Annotated in this window: 16 protein-coding genes and 1 riboswitch; of the genes, 6 read left to right on the top strand and 10 right to left on the bottom strand. The window is 72.6% G+C overall.

The features are described from left to right. Positions 1-7: 7 nt before the first annotated feature. Positions 8-3,661, bottom strand: coding sequence for a cobaltochelatase subunit CobN (cobN, locus tag ACQVFL_RS16655; RefSeq protein WP_431726922.1), 3,654 nt, complete (start codon positions 3,659-3,661; stop codon positions 8-10). Between the two features lie 51 nt (positions 3,662-3,712). Then, positions 3,713-3,791: riboswitch (cobalamin riboswitch) on the bottom strand. A gap of 66 nt (positions 3,792-3,857) precedes the next feature. Here cobN and ACQVFL_RS16650 point away from each other — a divergent pair. Genes ACQVFL_RS16650 through ACQVFL_RS16640 form a run of 3 tightly spaced genes read left to right on the top strand, consistent with a single transcriptional unit; the run spans position 3,858 to position 7,218 of the window. Further along, the gene (locus tag ACQVFL_RS16650) at positions 3,858-5,057 is read left to right on the top strand and encodes a precorrin-3B synthase (protein WP_431726921.1); all 1,200 of its coding nucleotides are present in this window, start codon (positions 3,858-3,860) and stop codon (positions 5,055-5,057) included. After that, positions 5,054-5,683 (top strand): precorrin-8X methylmutase, encoded by a 630-nt coding sequence (locus ACQVFL_RS16645; protein ID WP_431726920.1) that lies wholly within the window; start codon positions 5,054-5,056, stop codon positions 5,681-5,683. Before ACQVFL_RS16650 ends, ACQVFL_RS16645 begins: the two co-directional genes overlap by 4 nt. 2 nt (positions 5,684-5,685) lie before the next feature. Continuing rightward, positions 5,686-7,218, top strand: a complete 1,533-nt coding sequence (locus tag ACQVFL_RS16640; protein ID WP_431726919.1) for a precorrin-2 C(20)-methyltransferase — start codon at positions 5,686-5,688, stop codon at positions 7,216-7,218. On the opposite strand, the gene ACQVFL_RS16635 is transcribed toward ACQVFL_RS16640, so the two are convergent. The 5 genes from ACQVFL_RS16635 to ACQVFL_RS16615 form a co-directional block, all read right to left on the bottom strand. Then, positions 7,206-7,955 (bottom strand): cobalt-precorrin-6A reductase, encoded by a 750-nt coding sequence (locus ACQVFL_RS16635; RefSeq protein WP_431726918.1) that lies wholly within the window; start codon positions 7,953-7,955, stop codon positions 7,206-7,208. The two genes, ACQVFL_RS16640 and ACQVFL_RS16635, sit on opposite strands and share 13 nt — an antisense overlap. 213 nt (positions 7,956-8,168) lie before the next feature. Next, positions 8,169-8,654 carry an SRPBCC domain-containing protein gene (locus ACQVFL_RS16630; protein ID WP_396696885.1) on the bottom strand — a complete coding sequence of 162 codons (486 nt, stop codon included), beginning with the start codon at positions 8,652-8,654 and terminating at the stop codon, positions 8,169-8,171. Positions 8,655-8,657: 3 nt separating this feature from the next. Then, on the bottom strand, positions 8,658-8,999 hold the full coding sequence (locus tag ACQVFL_RS16625; RefSeq protein WP_396696887.1) for an ArsR/SmtB family transcription factor: 342 nt from the start codon (positions 8,997-8,999) through the stop codon (positions 8,658-8,660). An 822-nt stretch (positions 9,000-9,821) separates the two neighbouring features. Continuing rightward, complete coding sequence (locus ACQVFL_RS16620) at positions 9,822-10,364, bottom strand: hypothetical protein (RefSeq protein WP_396696889.1); 543 nt, start codon at positions 10,362-10,364, stop codon at positions 9,822-9,824. Positions 10,365-10,890: 526 nt separating this feature from the next. Next, positions 10,891-12,192 (bottom strand): aspartate aminotransferase family protein, encoded by a 1,302-nt coding sequence (locus ACQVFL_RS16615; protein ID WP_396696890.1) that lies wholly within the window; start codon positions 12,190-12,192, stop codon positions 10,891-10,893. A gap of 124 nt (positions 12,193-12,316) precedes the next feature. On the opposite strand from ACQVFL_RS16615, the gene ACQVFL_RS16610 reads away from it, so the two are divergent. Further along, positions 12,317-13,237: a LysR family transcriptional regulator gene (locus ACQVFL_RS16610; protein ID WP_396696892.1), complete on the top strand. Its 921-nt coding sequence runs from the start codon at positions 12,317-12,319 to the stop codon at positions 13,235-13,237. Between the two features lie 84 nt (positions 13,238-13,321). Here ACQVFL_RS16610 and ACQVFL_RS16605 read toward each other — a convergent pair whose 3' ends face one another. The 4 genes from ACQVFL_RS16605 to ACQVFL_RS16590 all read right to left on the bottom strand — a co-directional run bounded on the left by ACQVFL_RS16605 (position 13,322) and on the right by ACQVFL_RS16590 (position 16,179). After that, positions 13,322-14,548 (bottom strand): epoxide hydrolase family protein, encoded by a 1,227-nt coding sequence (locus ACQVFL_RS16605; RefSeq protein WP_431726917.1) that lies wholly within the window; start codon positions 14,546-14,548, stop codon positions 13,322-13,324. 51 nt (positions 14,549-14,599) lie between these two features. Then, positions 14,600-14,908 (bottom strand): peptide-methionine (R)-S-oxide reductase MsrB, encoded by a 309-nt coding sequence (msrB, locus tag ACQVFL_RS16600; protein WP_431726916.1) that lies wholly within the window; start codon positions 14,906-14,908, stop codon positions 14,600-14,602. Further along, positions 14,898-15,053, bottom strand: a complete 156-nt coding sequence (locus tag ACQVFL_RS16595) for a peptide-methionine (R)-S-oxide reductase (RefSeq protein ID WP_431726915.1) — start codon at positions 15,051-15,053, stop codon at positions 14,898-14,900. The genes msrB and ACQVFL_RS16595 overlap by 11 nt, the downstream gene beginning before the upstream one ends. A 94-nt stretch (positions 15,054-15,147) precedes the next feature. Then, positions 15,148-16,179, bottom strand: a complete 1,032-nt coding sequence (locus ACQVFL_RS16590) for a fatty acid desaturase family protein (RefSeq protein ID WP_396696898.1) — start codon at positions 16,177-16,179, stop codon at positions 15,148-15,150. 109 nt (positions 16,180-16,288) lie between these two features. On the opposite strand from ACQVFL_RS16590, the gene ACQVFL_RS16585 reads away from it, so the two are divergent. Both ACQVFL_RS16585 and ACQVFL_RS16580 read left to right on the top strand, forming a co-directional pair. Continuing rightward, positions 16,289-17,596, top strand: a complete 1,308-nt coding sequence (locus ACQVFL_RS16585) for a sensor histidine kinase (RefSeq protein ID WP_396696900.1) — start codon at positions 16,289-16,291, stop codon at positions 17,594-17,596. Continuing rightward, the gene (locus ACQVFL_RS16580) at positions 17,548-18,183 is read left to right on the top strand and encodes a LuxR C-terminal-related transcriptional regulator (protein ID WP_396696902.1); all 636 of its coding nucleotides are present in this window, start codon (positions 17,548-17,550) and stop codon (positions 18,181-18,183) included. The genes ACQVFL_RS16585 and ACQVFL_RS16580 overlap by 49 nt, the downstream gene beginning before the upstream one ends. Positions 18,184-18,198 lie beyond the last annotated feature (15 nt).

Raw genomic sequence — 18,198 nt, 5'->3', positions numbered from 1 at the left:
GCAGCACTCAGCCGGATTCCTCCAGGTCGCCCTCGACCTCCAGGTACGCCTGCCGTAGCGCGTCCATCAGCGCCGGGTCGGGCTTGGCCCAGAGCCCACGGTCGGCGGCCTCGGTGAGCCGCTCCACGATCCCGCGCAGCGCCCACGGGTTCGACCGGCGCAGGAACCGCTGGTTCTCCGGGTCCAGCACGTAGCTCTCCGCGAGCTGCTCGTACATCCAGTCGGTGACCACGCCGGCCGTGGCGTCGTACCCGAACAGGTAGTCCACGGTGGCGGTCATCTCGAACGCGCCCTTGTAGCCGTGCCGACGCATCGCCGCGATCCACCGGGGATTCACCACCCGGGCCCGGAACACCCGCGCGGTCTCCTCGGTCAACGACCGGGTACGGGTGGCGTCCGGGGTGGTGCTGTCCCCGATGTACGCCCGGGGCGCCTGCCCGGTCAACGCCCGCACCGTGGCGATCATCCCACCGTGGTACTGGAAGTAGTCGTCGGAGTCGGCGATGTCGTGCTCACGCGTGTCGGTGTTCTTCGCCGCCACCGCGATCCGCCGGTACGCCGACTCCATGTCCTCCCGCGCGGGCCGCCCGTCCAGGTCACGGCCGTACGCGAAGCCACCCCACACGGTGTAGACCTCGGCCAGATCGGCGTCGTCGCGCCAGTTCCCGCTCTCGATCAGCGGCAGCAGCCCGGCCCCGTACGCGCCGGGCTTGGAGCCGAAGATGCGGGTGGTGGCGCGCCGGTCGTCGCCGTGCCGGGCGGCGTCGGCGCGGGCGTGCGCGGCGAGGTAGTTCTCCTCGTCCGGCTCGTCCAGCGCGGCGACGGCCCGGATCGCGTCGTCCAGCAGGAGCACCACGTGCGGGAAGGCATCCCGGAAGAAGCCGCTGATCCGCAGCGTGACGTCGATGCGGGGACGCCCCAGGTCGGCCAGCGGGACGATCTCGACGCCGGTGACCCGCCGGGACGCCGGGTCCCAGACCGGTTGCGCGCCGATCAGCGCCAACACCTCGGCGATGTCGTCGCCGGAGGTCCGCATCGCCGAGGTGCCCCACGCCGACAGGCCGACCGAGCGCGGCCACTCGCCGGTGTCCCGGCGGTAGCGCTCCAGCAGGCTGGTGGCCATCGCCTGCCCGGTCTCCCAGGCCAACCGGCTGGGGATCGCCTTGGGGTCGACGGTGTAGAAGTTGCGGCCGGTCGGCAGCACGTTGACCAGTCCGCGCAGCGGCGAACCACTCGGCCCGGCGGGCACGTAGCCGCCGTCGAGGGCGTGCAGCACGGCGTCGAGTTCGCCGGAGGTGCCGGCCAGGCGCGGCGCGACCTCGGTGGCGGCGAACGTCAGCACCCGGCCGACCTCCGCGCCGTGCGGGTGGTCGTCGCCGAGCACCTCGGCGCGTACCCGGTCGACCGCCTCGACGGACCAGTCGTGCCGCTCCATCTGTTCGACCAGCCGGCGGGCCGCCGCCTCGATCCGGTCCACCTCGGCGGTCTGCTCGGCGCCGCCCTCGTCGAGGCCGAGCGCGGCCCGCAGACCGGGCACGGCGTCGGCCTGCCCGCCGAAGACCTGACGGGCGCGCAGGATGGCCAGCATCAGGTTGATCCGCGCCTCGCCGGTCGGGGCGTGCCCGAGCACGTGCAGGCCGTCGCGGATCTGCGCGTCCTTGACCTCGCAGAGCCAGCCGTCGACGTGCAGCAGGAAGTCGTCGAACTCGGCGTCGTGCGGGCGCTGCTCCATTCCCAGGTCGTGGTCGAGCCGGGCGGCCTGGATGAGCGTCCAGATCTGCGCCCGTACGGCCGGCAGCTTGGCCGGGTCCATGGTGGCGATGTTGGCGTGCTCGTCGAGCAACTGCTCCAGCCGGGCGATGTCGCCGTAGCTCTCCGCGCGGGCCATCGGCGGCACCAGATGGTCCACGATGGTGGCGTGCGCCCGCCGCTTGGCCTGCGCGCCCTCACCCGGGTCGTTGACCAGGAACGGATAGATGAGCGGCAGCTCGCCGAGGACCGCGTCCGGGCCGCAGCTCGCGGAGAGGCCGAGGTTCTTGCCGGGCAGCCACTCCAACGACCCGTGCTTGCCCAGGTGCACCACGGCGTGCGCGCCGAACTGTTCGTCCAGCCACCGGTAGGCGGCCAGGTAGTGGTGCGTCGGCGGCAGGTCCGGATCGTGGTAGATGGCCACCGGGTTCTCGCCGAACCCGCGGGGCGGCTGGATCATCAGCAGCACGTTCCCGGCCCGCAACCCGGCCAGGACGATCTCGCCGTCCGGGTCGGCGGACCGGTCGACGAACAGGTCACCGGGGGCGGGACCCCAGTGCTCGGTCATCGCCTCCCGCAGGTCGTCGGGGAGCGCGTCGAACCAGCGGCGGTAGGTGGCGGCCGGAACGCGGACCGGATTACCGGCCAGCTTCTCCTCGGTGAGCCACTCCGGGTCCTGGCCGCCGGCCGCGATCAGGGCGTGGATCAGGCGGTCCCCGTCGGCGTCCTGGCCGTCACCGCTGGGCAGCAGACCGGGCAGCGCGTCCGGGCCGTCGACCGGACCGACGTCGTAGCCCCGCCCGCGCAGCGTCCGCAGCAGATGTACGGCGCTGGCCGGGGTGTCCAGGCCGACCGCGTTGCCGACCCGGGCGTGCTTCGTCGGGTACGCCGACAGCACCACCGCGATCCGCCGCTCGGCCGGGGGCACGTGCCGCAGCCGGGCGTGCCGGACCGCGATGCCGGCGACCCGGCGGGCGCGCTCCGGGTCGGCGACGTAGTGCGGCAACCCGTCGGCGTCGGTCTCCTTGAACGAGAACGGCACCGTGATCAGCCGACCGTCGAACTCCGGCACCGCCACCTGCGTCGCCGCGTCCAGCGGGCTGAGCCCGTCGTCGCTGTCCACCCAGGACGCGCGGTCCTGGGTCAGCGCCAGCGCCTGGAGGATCGGCACGTCCAGCTCGGCGAGCGCGCCGACGTCCCACGCCTCGTCGGCACCCCCGGCGGACACCTCCGCCGGCCGGGTGCCCCCGGCCGCCAACACCGTGACCAGCAGCGCGTCCGCCCGGCCGAGCGTCTCCAACAGGCCGGGCTCGGGGGCGCGCAGGCTCGCGCAGAACACCGGCAGCGGTACGCCACCGGCCTGCTCGACGGCCGCGCAGAGCCCCTCCACGAAGGCGGTGTTGCCGCTGAGCTGGTGGGCCCGGTAGTAGAGGATGCCCACCGTCGGCCCGGTCACCGTCGGTGCCGGACGCGCCATGACCCCCCAGTCGGGGTGCGCGAGCGGCGGCGCGAAACCGTGACCGGTCAGCAGCACCGTGTCGCTGAGGAACGCGTGCAGCTCGCGGAGGTTGTCCGGACCGCCCTGCGCCAGATAGGCGTGTGCCTGTGCCGCGATGCCCTGGCTCACCGTGGAGCGGGCCATCAGGTCGGCGTCGGGGAGTTGTTCACCGCCGAGGGCGACCACCGGCACGTCGCCGCCGAGCAGCGTGTCCAGACCACGCTGCCACATCCGGTAACCGCCGAGGATGCGGACCACCACGAGGTCCACGCCGGCCGTCAGGTCGGCCAGCGCCTCCGGTTCCTCACCGACGCGGGCCGGGTTCGCCAGCCGGTATGCCGCACCGCTGGACCGGGCGCTGAGCAGGTCGGTGTCCGAGGTGGACAGTAGTAGGATCACGCCGTCACCGGGCATGGTTGACTCCTCCCCGGGTCCGCGCCCGTGGCCGTCGGTCGCGGTCGACCGGAGTGTCTGGCTCGCGGCCCGGCACGAGGCCGGGCCGGTGACAGTGGCGGGACCGCCCCGGACTCGCACCGGGTTCCTCCGCGCCGACCGCGTGATGCTGATCTCGGCGGGTTCCGTGCCGAGACTCCGACTCTACGATGAACGGGTGCCCGCTGTCTCCACCCCGTCCGGCCGCTGCGGCGCCGACCGGTGTCCCGGGGCGCTCCGAGCCCATCAGGCCGCCGACGGACTCCTGGTGCGCGTACGCCTTCCCGGCGGTCGGCTGAGCACGTCCCAACTGCGCCGGCTGGCCGCCGCCGCCCGACGCGACGCCGACGGCACGCTGGAGCTGACCTCACGGGCGAACGTGCAGCTCCGCGGCATCGGCGACCAGGAGGCGGTGGACCGGATCGCCGCCGTGCTGGTCGAGTCGGGGCTGCTGCCCAGCGCCAGCCACGAGACGGTCCGCAACATCCTCGCCTCACCGCTGAGTGGCCTGGACCACGGCGGCCGACCCGACGTACGGCCGGTGGTGGCCCGGGTCGACGAGGCCCTCTGCGCCTGTCCCGAGCTGGCCGACCTCAGCGGCCGTTTCCTCGTCGCCGTCGACGACGGCCGGGGTGACGTCGCCGCCCTCGGCGCGGACCTGTGCTGGCTGGCTGACACCGGTGCGCTGCTGGTGGCGGGCCGCGACGTCGGGCTGCGGGCCGACACCGACCAGGTCGCCGCAACGATCGTCGCCGCCGCCCGGGCGTTCCTGCGGCTTCGTGCCGGACGGCGTGACGTGTGGCGGGTGGCCGACCTACCGGAGGCATCCGCCGCCATCGTCGCGGCGCTCGGCGGGCCGCACGCCGAGCCGACCGACCCGCCACAGAGCGACCCGCCTCCGGTCGGTCCGCATCCGGCCGGCATCGTGGTCGTCGCCGCACCACTGGGTCGGCTCACCGCCGCGCAGGCCGACACGCTCGCCGCACTGACCGACGAGCCGGTGGTGGTGACCCCGTGGCGGACCGTCGTCGTGGTTGCCGCACCCGAGACGGCGGTGCCGGCGCTGACCGGGGCCGGGCTGGTCGTCGACGCGGCCTCGCCCTGGGTCGGGGTGACCGCCTGCGCCGGCCGACCCGGTTGCGCCAGCGCGCTCGCCGACGTCCGCGCCGATGCCACCGCCGCCCTGACCGCCGCCGCACCGCCCGCCGCCGCCGCGCTTCCCCTGCACTGGGCCGGCTGCGACCGGTGCTGCGGGCGTCCCGCCGGTCCGGCGGCCCTGGCGGTGGCCACCGGCGCCGGTTACCGTGTCGCCGGCCCAGGAGGAGATCACCACGGCCCGCTGGCCGAGCGGGTGGCACAGGCACGGAGACCACGATGAGTTACGACTACGTCCGCGCGGGCGCCGAGATCTACCGCCGCTCGTTCGCCACCATCCGCGCCGAGGCCGACCTGTCCCGGTTCCCCGCCGACGTCGCCCGGGTGGTGGTGCGGATGATCCACGCCTGCGGCATGGTCGACCTGGTCGACGACGTGGAGGCGCACCCCGAAGTAGTTGCCGCCGGGTACGCGGCACTGGCCGCCGGTGCGCCGGTGCTCTGCGACGCGGCGATGGTGGCCGCCGGGATCACCCGCAGCCGACTGCCCGCCGACAACGAGGTGGTGTGCACACTGCGTGATCCGGCGGTTCCGGAGTTGGCCCGGCAGTTGGACACCACCCGCAGCGCCGCCGCGATGGAGTTGTGGCGGGACCGGCTCGACGGTGCGGTGGTCGCCATCGGCAACGCCCCGACCTCGCTGTTCCGGCTGCTGGAACTCGTCGACGAGGGCGCGGGTCGGCCGGCGGCGGTGGTGGGCGTGCCGGTCGGGTTCATCGGCGCGGCCGAGTCCAAGCAGGCACTGGCCACGCATCCGGCCGGGATCCCGTACCTGGTCGTGCACGGTCGTCGGGGTGGCAGCGCCGTCACCGCGGCGGCGGTGAACGGCATCGCGAGCGAGGTGGAGTGACCATGGTGGAGCCCGGCACGCTCTACGGCGTCGGCGTCGGACCCGGCGACCCGGAACTGCTGACCGTCAAGGCGGCCCGGCTGATCGGCGAGACCGACGTGGTCGCGTACTACTCGGCCCGGCACGGTCGCAGCATCGCCCGGTCCATCGTGGCCGGGCTGCTGCGGGAGGACCACGTTCACGAGGCGCTGGTCTACCCGGTCACCACCGAGGGCACCGACGACCCGGACGGCTACGAGGGGGTGATCCGCCGGTTCTACGACGACAGCGCCGAGCGGCTCGCCGTCCACCTCGCCGCCGGACGTGACGTGGTGGTGCTCTGCGCGGGCGACCCGATGTTCTACGGCTCCTACATGTACCTGCACGAACGGCTCGCGCACCGGTTCCCGGCCGAGGTGGTGCCGGGGGTGACCTCGGTCAGCGCCGCCTCCGCCGTGCTGGGTCGGCCGCTCGTCGAACGCGACGAGGTGCTGACCGTCCTGCCCGGCACGCTGCCCGCCGAGGAACTCGCCCGGCGGCTCGCCGACACCGACGCCGCCGCCGTGCTCAAGCTGGGTCGGACCTTCGACAACGTCCGTGCCGCCCTGGACGACGCGGGTCGGCTGCCCGAGACGTGGTACGTGGAACGGGCCACCTCGCGGCGCGGACGGCACGCCCCACTGGCCGACGTGTCCGCCGACGAGGTGCCGTACTTCTCGCTGGCGTTGCTGCCCAGCCCGACCAGTGCCGCCAGCCGGGACGACCTGCCGGCACCGGCACCGGCACCGGCACCGGCACCGGCGTCGGCGGGGGAGGTGGTCGTGGTCGGGCTCGGCCCGGCCGGACCGCGCTGGCTCACCCCGGAGGTGGCGCGGGCGCTGCGCGAGGCCGAACACCTGGTGGGCTACGGCCCGTACGTGGACCGGGTGCCGGTGCGCCCCGGCCAGCAGCGGCACACCTCCGGCAACCAGGTGGAGACCGAACGGGCCGCGCACGCGTTGGAGTTGGCGCTCGGCGGGGCCCGGGTGGTGGTGGTGTCCTCCGGTGACCCCGGGGTGTTCGCGATGGCCAGCGCGGTCTACGAGGTGGCGACCGGGCAGGCCCGGTTCACCGGAGTGCCGGTGCGGGTGCTGCCGGGCCTGACCGCGGCGCAGGCGGCGGCGAGCCGGGTCGGTGCCCCGCTCGGGCACGACTTCGCGGTGTTGTCGCTGTCGGACCGGCTCAAGCCGTGGCCGGTCATCGAGGCGCGGCTGGCCGCAGCAGCCGCCGCCGACCTGGTGCTCGCGCTCTACAACCCGGCCTCGGCCAGCCGTCGCTGGCAGGTCGGCGCGGCCCGGGAGACGCTGCTGCGTCACCGTGACCCGAAGACGCCCGTGGTGCTGGCCCGGGACGTGGGCCGGGCGACCGAGTCGATCACCGTGGTCACGCTCGGCGATCTCGACCCGGAGACGGTGGACATGCGGTGCCTGCTCATCATCGGCTCGTCGACCACCCAGGTCAGCACCCGAGGGGACGAGTCGGTGGTGGTCTGGACGCCGCGCACCTATCCCGGCTGAACCGGCAGCGCCGACACCCAGTCCACCGCCTCGTCCACCCTGGACACCGTCGTCGGGTGGACGGCGGGCACCGGCCGGTCGATCATCAGGACCGGTAGGCCGAGCTGTCGGGCCGCGTCGAGTTTCGCCTCGGTGAGCCGGCCGCCGCTGTCCTTGGTCACCACCACGTCGATGCGATGGGTACGGATCAGCTCCAGTTCACCGGCGAGCGTGTAGGGGCCCCGGCTGCGCAGCAGCCGAATGTGCTCCGGCAGCGGGTCGTCCGGCGCGTCCACCACCCGGGCCAGGATCCACAACCCGGTCGACGGGCGGAACGCCGCGAGGCTCTGCCGTCCGGTGGTGAGCAGGACCCGCCGCCCGAGCGCCGGCAGTTCCCGGACCGCGGCGGCCACGTCCGGTACGCGGTGCCAGCGGTCACCCGGACGGGCCGTCCAGCCCGGCCGCTCCAGCCGTAGGTGCGGTACGCCGACCCGGGCGGCAGCGGTGACGGCGGCGGTCCGGATCCGGGCCGCGTACGGGTGGGTGGCGTCGACCAGCACGTCGACGCGATGGGCGTCGAGCCAACCGGCCAGCCCGTCGGCACCGCCGAACCCGCCGACGCGTACCTCACCGACCGGCAGACGGGGATCGGCGACCCGCCCGGCCAGCGACGAGATCACCGACAGTGCCGGCCGGTCGACGAGCCGGGCGGCGAGATCGCGTGCCTCGGCGGTGCCACCGAGAATCAGTACCCGCACCCGCCACCCCTCGTGTTCGTTCTCCGGGGGAGTAGTGAACCACGCGGCCATCTGAAAGGAAGGGCACCCTGCTAACGCCTGCGGTATAGGAAGGGCCCCTTCCTAACATCGCGCCGGTCCCGGTGCGCGGCCCGGCGGGCGCGCAGGGCCCGGTACGCGCGCCGGTCCCGGCACCGGCTTCCAGGTCGGCACCGGCACCGGCTCCCGCAACTCTCAGGCCGCGACCAGGCCGTCAATCTGGTTGATCGCACCGGTGGCGCCCTCCACCATGCCCATGTCCAGCACCTGCTGGAGCGCCTCGGCGGACGGGTACGTGCTCACGTACGTCACCAGCGTCCCGCCGTCGTGCGCGGTGAAGGTGTAGACGTTCTTCGAGACCGGCATCGCCGGGTTGGGGGTCAGGTCGTCGTTGGCGAAGCCGTCGTCGAAGGCGAAGCTCTGCCCCTCGTCGACGGCGGTGACCACCCAGTATCCGGCGTAGCGCTCGCCCTCCGGGCTGGTCATGTAGTACGTCACCCGACCGCCGGGTGTGAGGTCGTGGTCGACCACGGTGGCCGGGTAGGTCGGCGGCCCCCAGATCTTCTCCAACTGGCGTGGGTCGGCGTACACCTGCCAGATCCGCTCCACCGGTGCGGCGAAGTCAGCGGTGATGGTCAGGCTGAGGTTGTCGAGGTCCTGCTTGACGTCGGTGACGGGCACTGTTCAGTCCTCCTGGTCGATTTCGGATGCGATGAGTACGTCGATTCGGGCGATCCGGCCGCGCCAGATCTGTTCGAGCGCGGTGAGCATCGAGGTGACCGAGCGCACCGCCTGCACGTCGCCGCTGGCCAGTTGCTCGCGACCGCTGCGTCGCTTGGTCAGCAGGCCGGCCCTCTCCAGCACGGCGACGTGTTTCTGCACGGCCGCGAAGCTCATGTCGTAGTTGGCGGCGAGCGCGGAGACGGAGTGCTCCCCGGCCAGCACACGGCGCAGGATGTCCCGCCGGGTGCGATCGGCGAGCGCATGGAACAGGGCGTCCGCCCGGTCCTCACTCGTCTCCGTCACGACTTCAATATACAACCAATCAGTTGTACGTCGTCAAGGGGCACGCTCGATCGTCGACGCGTGTCGCGGCGCGGCACCTCGCGTCTTCCCGCTCGGCAGACGTCGACACGCACCCCAACACGGTCCGTCTGGCTCGACGAGGTGTGCCGACTGTCGAGGCAGCCCACCATTGGTGCTCGGCGCCGTGATCGACCGCGGCGGGTGGCTCGCCGCCGTGATCGGCCGCCATGCGTGCTCGTGATCGGCCCGCGGTGCGTGCTCGCTGCCGTGATCGGCCGCCGGTCGCGCTCCGCCGAGCAAGAGCGCCGGGCGTGCAAGGAAGGGTCCCCTGTTAACGCTTGGTGGCGTTAACAGGGGACCCTTCCTTGCATCTGGGCGCGCGGGACGTGCAGAGATCGGCAGGTGGGTAGATTTGTTGTCGCTATAGCGACAACAAATCTACCCACCTGCGAACGTGCCTGCCTGGATCTGCCCAGCGAGGCGTCGGGCCGGGCGCTTTGTCCGTTTTGGTGGCGGTGGCCTCGGGTTTGGTGGCGGTGGCGGTGGCCTCGGGGCTGGCCCGATCGCCACAGCGGCCGGTCCGACGGAGCAACTCACACAGCGGACGGGCTGACGCGGCGAGGCATGGCGAAGCCGGCGGGAACACGTCTACCAGGCCGACCGGCTGTCTACTCATCCAGAAGAGCCCGGCTCGCGGTGCCCGGCTCGCGGTGCCCGGCTCGCGGTGCCCGGCTCGCGGTGCCCGGCTCGCGGTGCCTGGCTGGCGGTGCCCGGCTCGCGGTGGGCTCGCTCGTGGGCTGGTGTGCTGGGGCGACCGGGTGGTCAGGGCGTCGAGGCGGCGGGGGGTTCTTGCTCAGGGCCGCGGCGTCGTTGCAGCGTCCGCGCGGCGACCACCGGCAGGACGCGCAGGATGAGCGCCAGGATCACGGCCAGCGTGACGGCTTGCCGTACCGACAGCCCTTGCCATGCCAGCACCGCACCCGCACCCACGCCGGTCAGCACTGCGCCGCGTGCGACCCGCAGCGCGACGACGAGACCCGAGGGCTCCTCCCCGGCCCGGTCAGGATTCGACCACAGCGTGCTCACCGCTGCCGTGACCGCGAACAGCACGGCGATCAGCAACGCCCAGAGGGCGACCCGACCGGCACCGGCGTCGTCGGTCAACGACGGTACGGCGAAGGTGGCCGCCAAGAGGATGAAGAGGGTGGGTACCCACGTCAGGAGGAAGGCCGCCAGCCCGGTCTGCAACGCCCGCCGACCTCGACCGACCTGCGGTTGCACCTGACTTCCGATGCCGGCGGTCACCTCGTCGGGGGCCCATACCAGCTGGCCGACCCTGCGCGGCCCGGGCGTTGGCTCAGACATGGCGACAAGCCTAGTGCGAAGGCTTCCCATCACCTTGTTCGGCGTCTCGCGCGCTGCGCTCGGCGTCTCGCGCGCTGCGCTCGGCGTCTCGCGCGCCGTGCTCGGCGTCTCGCGCGCCGTGCTCGGCGTCTCGCGCGCCGTGCTCGGCGTCTCGCGCGCCGTGCTCGGCGTCCGGCGATCGCATCCGACGATCCCGCCACTGTGGACGGCCTCTCGGTCGTCGCGCGACCGGCCGTTCCCGGAGGACCGCCGTGAGCGTGGCCTTCCTGCTCCCGCAGCTCGGTAGCCCGCCGTGGCCCTGCCGTCGGTGCGCGGTGCTGCCGTGAGGCTTCAGTTCACGCGGCTGTCGTGGGCGTGGCCGGGCTGCTCGCGTGACGGTGGCGTGAGCGTGGCCGCACCGCTCACGCCACCGTCACGCGAGCGCTTGCACAGGACTGCGTCCTCACCGCTCGTGCAGGATCGCGGACAGGACTGCGCCTTCACCGCTCGTGCTGCACCGCCGTGACCGCTTGCACAGCACTGCGCCTCACCGTTCGTGTAGGGCCGCCGTGAGTGCGGCGTCGAGGATGTCCAGACCGGCGTGCAGGTCGTCCTCGCTGATCGTGAGCGGTGGGGCGATCCGGAAGATGCCGCCCATGCCCGGCAGTTGGACGATGTTCATGTGCAGCCCCCGGTCGAGGCAGGCTGCGGTGACCCGGGTACCGAGGGCGTCGGCCGGGGTGCGGCTCACCTTGTCCGTCACCAACTCGATGCCCTGGAGCAGGCCCCGGCCCCGCACGTCACCGACCACCTCGTGCGCGTCGCGCAGCGCCTGGAGCCGACCGGTGAGCTGCTCGCCGAGCAGCGCGGCACGTTCGACCAGTTTCTCCCGCGCGATGACGTCGAGGACGGTCAGCGCGACCGCCGCCGCCAGTGGGTCGGAGACGTGGGTGGTGTAGAAGAGGAAACCCCGGTCGTGGCAGACCTGCTCGATCTCGGCGCTGGTGACCACGGCGGCGACCGGCAGCCCTGCACCGAGGGTCTTGGACAGGGTGAGGATGTCGGGTGCGACCCCGTCGCGCTCGAAGGCGTACATCGTGCCGGTGCGGCCGAGCCCGGTCTGGGCCTCGTCCAGGATGAGCAGCATCCCGCGTTCGTCGCACATCTGCCGTAGGCGGCGCAGGTATCCGGGTGGCAGCTCGATGATGCCGCCCGAGGAGAGGATCGGCTCGATCAGGCAGGCGGCGAGACTTCCGGCGGACTGCTGGTCGACCAGGGCGAAGCCGTACGCGAGTTCCGCCTCCCAGTCGTACGTGCCGTCGGCCGACCGGAACGGCGACCGGTAGGCGTTCGGCGTGGGCAGGGCGAGGTTGCCCGGGATCGGTGGACCGTAGCCGCGTCGTCCGGCGGAGAACGTCGCCGACGCCGCCCCCTGGGTCATGCCGTGCCAGGACCGGTCGAACGAGACGATCTCGTACCGGCCGGTGTGGAGCTTGGCCATCTTGATCGCCGCCTCGTTCGCCTCGGCGCCGGTGGTGAGCAGCAGCGTCTTGCCGAGCGTGGGCGGCAGGGTGGCGGCGAGGCGCTCGGCCAGGGCGAGCAGCGGCGGGCTGAGCATGCCGCTGTAGAGGTGGTCCAGCGACGCGACGGCGGTCGAGACGGTCGAGACGATGTCCGGGTGCGCGTGGCCGAGGATGGCGCTCATCTGGCCCGAGGTGAAGTCGAGGATCGCCCGACCTTCGCGGTCGAAGACGTACGAGCCGTGGGCGCGCTCGATGATCCGGGGGGTGAAGCCGGCCCCGTAGCGGATCAGCAGGCGGTCCGCCTGGTCCCAGAACGTCGTGTCCATCAGCGGTCCTCTCGTACGCGCAGGCCGCGGAGCCGGTCCCTGCCGGTCATCCTGCGACGGCCCCGCCGGGAGCGACAAGCAGACAAAGATCGCTGATCGTTCGTCGTCGCCGTACGGTCGACTCATGCTCAACCCTCGACGCCTGGTGGTGCTGCGGGCGGTCCTGGCCGCCGGATCGATCAACCAGGCCGCCCGGAACCTGAACTACGCCCCGGCCACGATCAGTCAGCACATGACGGAGCTGGCCCGGGAGACCGGACTGGTCCTCTTCGTGAAGCAGGGCCGGGGCATCGTCGCCACCGACGCCGCCCGGCACCTCGCCGACCAGGCACAGACGCTGGTCGCCGACTTCGAACGCCTGGCACGGGTCGTCGCCGACCTGCGCGGCGGCCAGGGCGAACATCTGGCGATCGCCTGCTTCGCCTCGGCCGCCGAACGGTGGATCCCGGGGCTGGTCCAGACCGTTCGGCAGCACCGACCGAACCTCACCGTCGAGATCAGCCTCAACGAACCGGTCGACGGTCGGGGCCGCCGGCAGCCGGACCTGGACATCCGTACCGAGCCGGCGGGCGGTGTGGAGGTCCGGCTCGACGGCTACCAGCGGCACGACCTCGCCGTGGAGGAACTCGTCGCCGTCCTGCCCGTCGGGCATCCGCTCGCCGGGGCTCCCGAGATCGCGTTGCGGGACCTCGGGGCCGAGCCGTGGGTGGATCACGACATCTACGACAGCCCGATCGGGCAGATCATCTCCAGCGCCTGCCGGACCGCCGGTTTCACTCCCCGGTTCGCCGCCCGCCTGGACGACCACCGGGCCGCGCTGCGCCTGGTGGCGGCCGGCGTCGGCGTCACGCTCCTGCCGCGTCTGGCCGTGGTGGAGCTGCCCGAAGGGGCGGTGGCGAGGCCGGTGGTCCGTCCCGTCGTCCGGCGTCGCATCGTCGTGCACGTGCGCCGGGACCACCGACGGCAGGAACTCCTCGCCCGGGCGGTGACGCGGTTGCGCGCCGACGCCGGGTCCGACCCCTGCACCGCCACCCCCGACCACTGACGCGACGACCGGGGAGCGGCGGACGGGCGTACGCGCGCGACCGGCGCCCGAGGGCACCGGTCGCGGCGATGGTACGACGGTCGATCAGCGCAGCGGCCGGAACCCGGCGCGCAACTCCTCGGCGAACGCCATCGGTCGCTCCCAGGCGGCGAAGTGCCCGCCCCGGTCGAGCCGGTGGTAGTAGACGAGGTTCGGGTACGCCTGCTCCACCCAGCTCCGCGGCGCCTCGTACAACTCGTCCGGGAAGACGCTCACCGCCACCGGCACCCGTACGCCCTTGGTGGCGAAGAACGACAGGGCGTTCTCCGCGTAGAGCCGGGACGACGAGACGCCGGTGTTCGTCAACCAGTACAACGTGATGTTGTCCAGCACGTCGTCCCGGCTGAGGCCGCCCGGCCCGCCCGCGAAGACCCGCGAGATGAGGTCCAGGCTGCGCGCGTCGTGGTCGAGCAGGAACGCGGCCAGCCCGACCGGCGAGTCCGCCAGCGCGGTCAGGGTCTGCGGCCGGGTGCCCATCATCAGGGCGTACGCGACGTGCTTCCACACGAAGTCGAGCTGCTCGCTGGCGCGCCGTTCCTCGGCGGAGAGGGTCGACGGCAACGAACCCAGGGCGTCGTTCGCCCCGCTCATGTCGGACTGGAACAACCTGTCCAGATCCGCCGGTACGGCGCCCGGCATGTTGGTGTGGATCCCGGCCAGCTCGGGCGGGGCCTGCACCCCCATCAGGTCCGAGATGATCGCGCCCCAGTCGCCGCCCTGGGCGACGAAGCGGTCGTACCCGAGACGCCGCATCAGCTCGATCCACGCGCTCGCGATGTGCTCCGGACCCCAGCCCGGCGTGGTCGGCTTGCCGGAGAAGCCGTGCCCGGGCATCGACGGGATCACCACGTGGAAGGCGTCGGCGGCGCTCCCGCCGTGGGCGGTGGGATCGGTGAGCGGGCCGATGACCTTGAGCTGCTCGATCACCGAGCCGGGCCAGCCGTGCGTGATGATCAGCGGCAGCGCGTCCTCGTGCTTCGAGCGGACGTGGATGAAGTGGATGTCCAGCCCGTCGATCTCGGTCATGAACTGCGGCACGCTGTTCAGACGGGCCTCGACGCCACGCCAGTCGTACTCCCGCTCCCAGTAGCGGGCGACGGCCTGGATCGTCGCGAGCGGCACGCCCTGCGACTGGTCGGCGACGGTCTCCTGCTCCGGCCATCGCGTGGCGGCGATGCGCCGACGCAGGTCGTCCAGCTCCGCCTGCGGGATCTCGACCGTGAACGGCCGGATCTGGGCGGTACGCGGTCGGGCTTCGGTCTTGACGGCCATCTCTGCCTCCTTCTCCCGCTTCCGCGGGTGGACGGGAGCCCTCGGACAAGGTCAGCGCCGTGCGGCGAACCGGTCGAGGTACGCCCCGTAGCCCTCGCGCTCCAGGTCGTCGCGGGGCACGAAACGCAGCGCGGCCGAGTTCATGCAGTAGCGCAGCCCGCCGGTCTCGATCGGGCCGTCGTCGAAGACGTGGCCCAGGTGGCTGTCGCCGTGCGCGGACCGGACCTCGGTGCGGGTCACGCCGAGGCTGGTGTCCGGGATCTCGACCAGGTTCCCGGACTCGACCGGCCTGCTGAACGTGGGCCAACCGGTGCCGCTGTCGTACTTGTCGACGGAGGCGAACAGGGGCTCACCGGACACCACGTCGACATAGAAGACCGGGGTCCTTCTTGTCCCAGTACTCGTTGGCGAAGGGCGTTTCGGTCGCCGCCTCCTGGGTGACCCGATACTGCTCGGGCGTCAGACGCGAGACCGTCTCGGGGCTCTTGCGGTAGTCCTGAGACATGATTTCTCCTCCCGGCGGGCAGTGCCCGGTGGTCGGGGAATCTCCGAACCCGCTGCCTACCCGGCCTCCCGACGCCTACGCCTTCGTCGGACAGTCACCGGGAGGCGTACGCGGCCCGCGCGGGGGCACCCACCTCGTGCAGGTGCCGCAGCGCCTGCCGGTACGAGTCGACCAGGCCGGTCTGCTCGTAGCGGACACCGATCTCGGCGCAGTACGCCTGCACGATCGGCTGGGCCCGGCGCAGGTTGGGCGTCGGCATGGCGGGGAACAGGTGGTGCTCGATCTGGTAGTTCAGGCCACCGAGTGCCGCGTCCACCAACCGGCTGCCGTGGACGTTGCGCGAGGTCAGCACCTGCTTGCGCAGATAGTCCTCGGAGCCGGTCGGATGCGGCATCCCCTTGTGGTTGGGCGCGAAGGTCATCCCGAGGTAGACGCCGAAGATCCCCTGGTGCAGCAGCAGGAACGCCACGGCCTGCGGCGGGGTGAGCACGACCAGCAGGGCCGTGAGGTAGCCGGCGGCGTGCAGGAACAGCAGAGTGGCCTCCACACCGGGTCGCTTCACCGTGCCGTCCCGCAACGCCCTGACGCTGGACACCTTGAGGCTGACGGCGAGCAGGGTGAGCAGGGGGAAGAACAGGACGGCCTGGTGCCGGACGACGAATCCGCGCAGCCCGCGCCGGCCGACGGCCGACTCCGCGGTCCAGACGAGCACCTCCGGGGCCACGTCCGGGTCGAGCTCGTCGTGGTTGGGGTTGTTGTGGTGGCGGGTGTGCTTCTCCATCCACCAGCCGTAGCTCATCCCGACGCCGAGGTTGCCGGCCACCAGCCCGGCGAACGCACTCGGACGCCGGGTGCGGAACACCTGGCGGTGTGCCAGATCGTGTGCCACGAGGGCGACCTGGGCGAACGTGACGGCGAGGAACACCGCGGTGAGCATCTGCCACCACGACGAACCGAGGGCGAAGAAGGCCGTCCAGCCGCCGACGAACATGAGCCCGACGACACCCAACCTCAGGGCGTAGTAGAGGGGTCGGCGTCGCATCAACCCGGCATCGGTGATCCGGCGGGACAGGACGGCGAAGTCGCTGCCGCTCGCCGGGCGCGGTGGCGTCGTGGTGGTCGTCATGGTCCCAGCAGACCGCACGCGGGACGCCTCCGTCAGGAGTTCTGCCCCCTCCCTACCATGGGGTGCTAGCACCACCGAGAAGCGCCTGACACGCAGGCACAATGTGACGATGGACCGGGTCGACGGCGACGAGCGGGCGTACGCGTGGGCGTGGCAGGGCCTGCGTGCCGTGCTCGCCGGTCTGGCCGCCGTCGGTCTGGCCGCGACGAACCTCGTGCTGCTCGGCGTCTCGCTGGTGGCGCTGGTCCTGGTCCCGGTGCCGTTCCTCGGCATGGCGCTGCTGCCGTGGACGATGACGCTGGTCCGCCACCGCGCGGATCTCGAACGCCGGCTGGCCACCCGCGCCGGTGTCCCGGTGGTCCGGCCCTACCGTTCGCCCCCGGCACGCGGCGTCCCCGGCGGGTGGCGGCGGTTCCGGTGGATCGTCACGGACCCGGCCACCTGGCGCGACCTCGCCTGGCTCCTGCCCGGCGCGGTGGTGTCCACCGCCCTCGGCCTGATCTCCCTGGCCGTGCCGCTCTACGGCGTGCTGGGCCTGACGCTGGTGCCGGTGTGGATCTGGCTCGGCACCGACTGGTACGGCTACGGCCTCGTCTGGTCCGTCGACACCGTCGCGGAAGGGCTGGTCTGTGTCCCGCAGGGCGCCGCCGTCCTCGCCGGTGGGCTCTGGCTGGCGCCGTGGCTGCGCCGCGTCGACGGGCACTTCACCCGGCTGCTGCTCGCCCCGACCAGGGCCGCGGAGCTGCGACTGCGGGTCACCGAACTGACCGTCACGCGGGCCGACACCGTCGACGCCCAGGCGGCCGAACTGCGTCGCATCGAGCGTGACCTGCACGACGGCATCCAGGCCCGCCTCGTCTCGCTGGGGATGATGATCGGCCTGGCCGACGAGCTGATCGACCGGAACCCGAGCGCGGCCCACGAGATGCTCGCGGAGGCACGGGAGTCCAGCGGCACCGCCCTGGTCGAGCTGCGCCACCTCGTCCGCGGCATCCATCCGCCGGTGCTGGCCGAACGCGGGCTCGACGGCGCGGTGCGGGCGTTGGCGCTGGGCCTGCCGGTGCCGATCACGGTCGATGTCGACCTGCCCGGCCGCCTCGACACCCCGGTCGAGTCGGCCGCCTACTTCGCCGTGGCCGAGACGCTGACCAACCTGGTCCGGCACAGTCGGGCGCGGACCGGGTCGGTGTCCCTACGGCACGTCGACGACACGCTGACCATGGTGGTCGCCGACGACGGGACCGGCGGCGCCGACCCGGGCGCCGGTTCCGGCCTCCGTGGCATCGAACGCCGCCTGGCCGCCTTCGATGGCACGATGACCATGTCGAGCCCGGTCGGTGGGCCCACCGTCGTCACCATGGAGTTGCCGTGCGTGTTGTCATCGCCGAGGACCACGCACTCCTCCGGGACGGGTTGACCCGGATCCTGCGGGCCTTCGACTTCGACGTCGTCGCGGCCGTCGACAACGGACCCGCCCTGCTGCCCGCCCTGGTCAGCCTCCGGCCTCAGGTGGCGGTCGTGGACGTACGGCTGCCGCCGACGTTCACCGACGAGGGCCTGCAGGCCGCGATCGCCGCCCGTACCCGCATCCCCGGGCTGCCGATCCTCGTCCTGTCCCAACACGTCGAGCCGTTGTACGCCCGGGAGTTGCTCGGCACCCCGCACGGCGGCGTGGGCTACCTGCTCAAGGACCGGGTGTCCCACGTCGGCGAGTTCGTCGACGCGGTCCGCCGGGTCGCCCAGGGCGGAACCGCGATGGACCCCGAGGTGATCTCCCGGCTACTGGCCCGCCGAGAGCCTCTCGCGGGACTCACCGTCCGGGAGCGGGAGGTGCTCGGCGCGATGGCCGAGGGCCGCTCCAACGCCGCGATCGCCGCGAAGCTGCACATCACCGAGAAGGCCGTCAGCAAGCACATCAACAACATCTTCACCAAGCTCGACATGCCGCCCTCCGACGACCAGAACCGGCGTGTCCTCGCGGTGCTGGCGTACCTCAACCCCTGAGTGGGGTCGACGTTT

Origin of the sequence: Verrucosispora sp. TAA-831 (genome assembly GCF_050780145.1) — a bacterium.
Classification (GTDB): domain Bacteria; phylum Actinomycetota; class Actinomycetes; order Mycobacteriales; family Micromonosporaceae; genus Micromonospora.
This window is presented reverse-complemented; position numbering and strand designations above follow the sequence as displayed.

Coding starts and splice junctions, on each gene's coding strand:
- ACQVFL_RS16585 (WP_396696900.1), top strand. CDS start 16,289: ATGGACCGGGTCGACGGCGACGAGCGGGCGTACGCGTGGGCGTGGCAG.
- ACQVFL_RS16620 (WP_396696889.1), bottom strand. CDS start 10,364: ATGTCTGAGCCAACGCCCGGGCCGCGCAGGGTCGGCCAGCTGGTATGG.
- cobN (WP_431726922.1), bottom strand. CDS start 3,661: ATGCCCGGTGACGGCGTGATCCTACTACTGTCCACCTCGGACACCGAC.
- ACQVFL_RS16640 (WP_431726919.1), top strand. CDS start 5,686: ATGGTGGAGCCCGGCACGCTCTACGGCGTCGGCGTCGGACCCGGCGAC.
- ACQVFL_RS16610 (WP_396696892.1), top strand. CDS start 12,317: ATGCTCAACCCTCGACGCCTGGTGGTGCTGCGGGCGGTCCTGGCCGCC.
- ACQVFL_RS16590 (WP_396696898.1), bottom strand. CDS start 16,179: ATGACGACCACCACGACGCCACCGCGCCCGGCGAGCGGCAGCGACTTC.
- ACQVFL_RS16605 (WP_431726917.1), bottom strand. CDS start 14,548: ATGGCCGTCAAGACCGAAGCCCGACCGCGTACCGCCCAGATCCGGCCG.
- ACQVFL_RS16595 (WP_431726915.1), bottom strand. CDS start 15,053: ATGTCTCAGGACTACCGCAAGAGCCCCGAGACGGTCTCGCGTCTGACG.
- ACQVFL_RS16615 (WP_396696890.1), bottom strand. CDS start 12,192: ATGGACACGACGTTCTGGGACCAGGCGGACCGCCTGCTGATCCGCTAC.
- ACQVFL_RS16645 (WP_431726920.1), top strand. CDS start 5,054: ATGAGTTACGACTACGTCCGCGCGGGCGCCGAGATCTACCGCCGCTCG.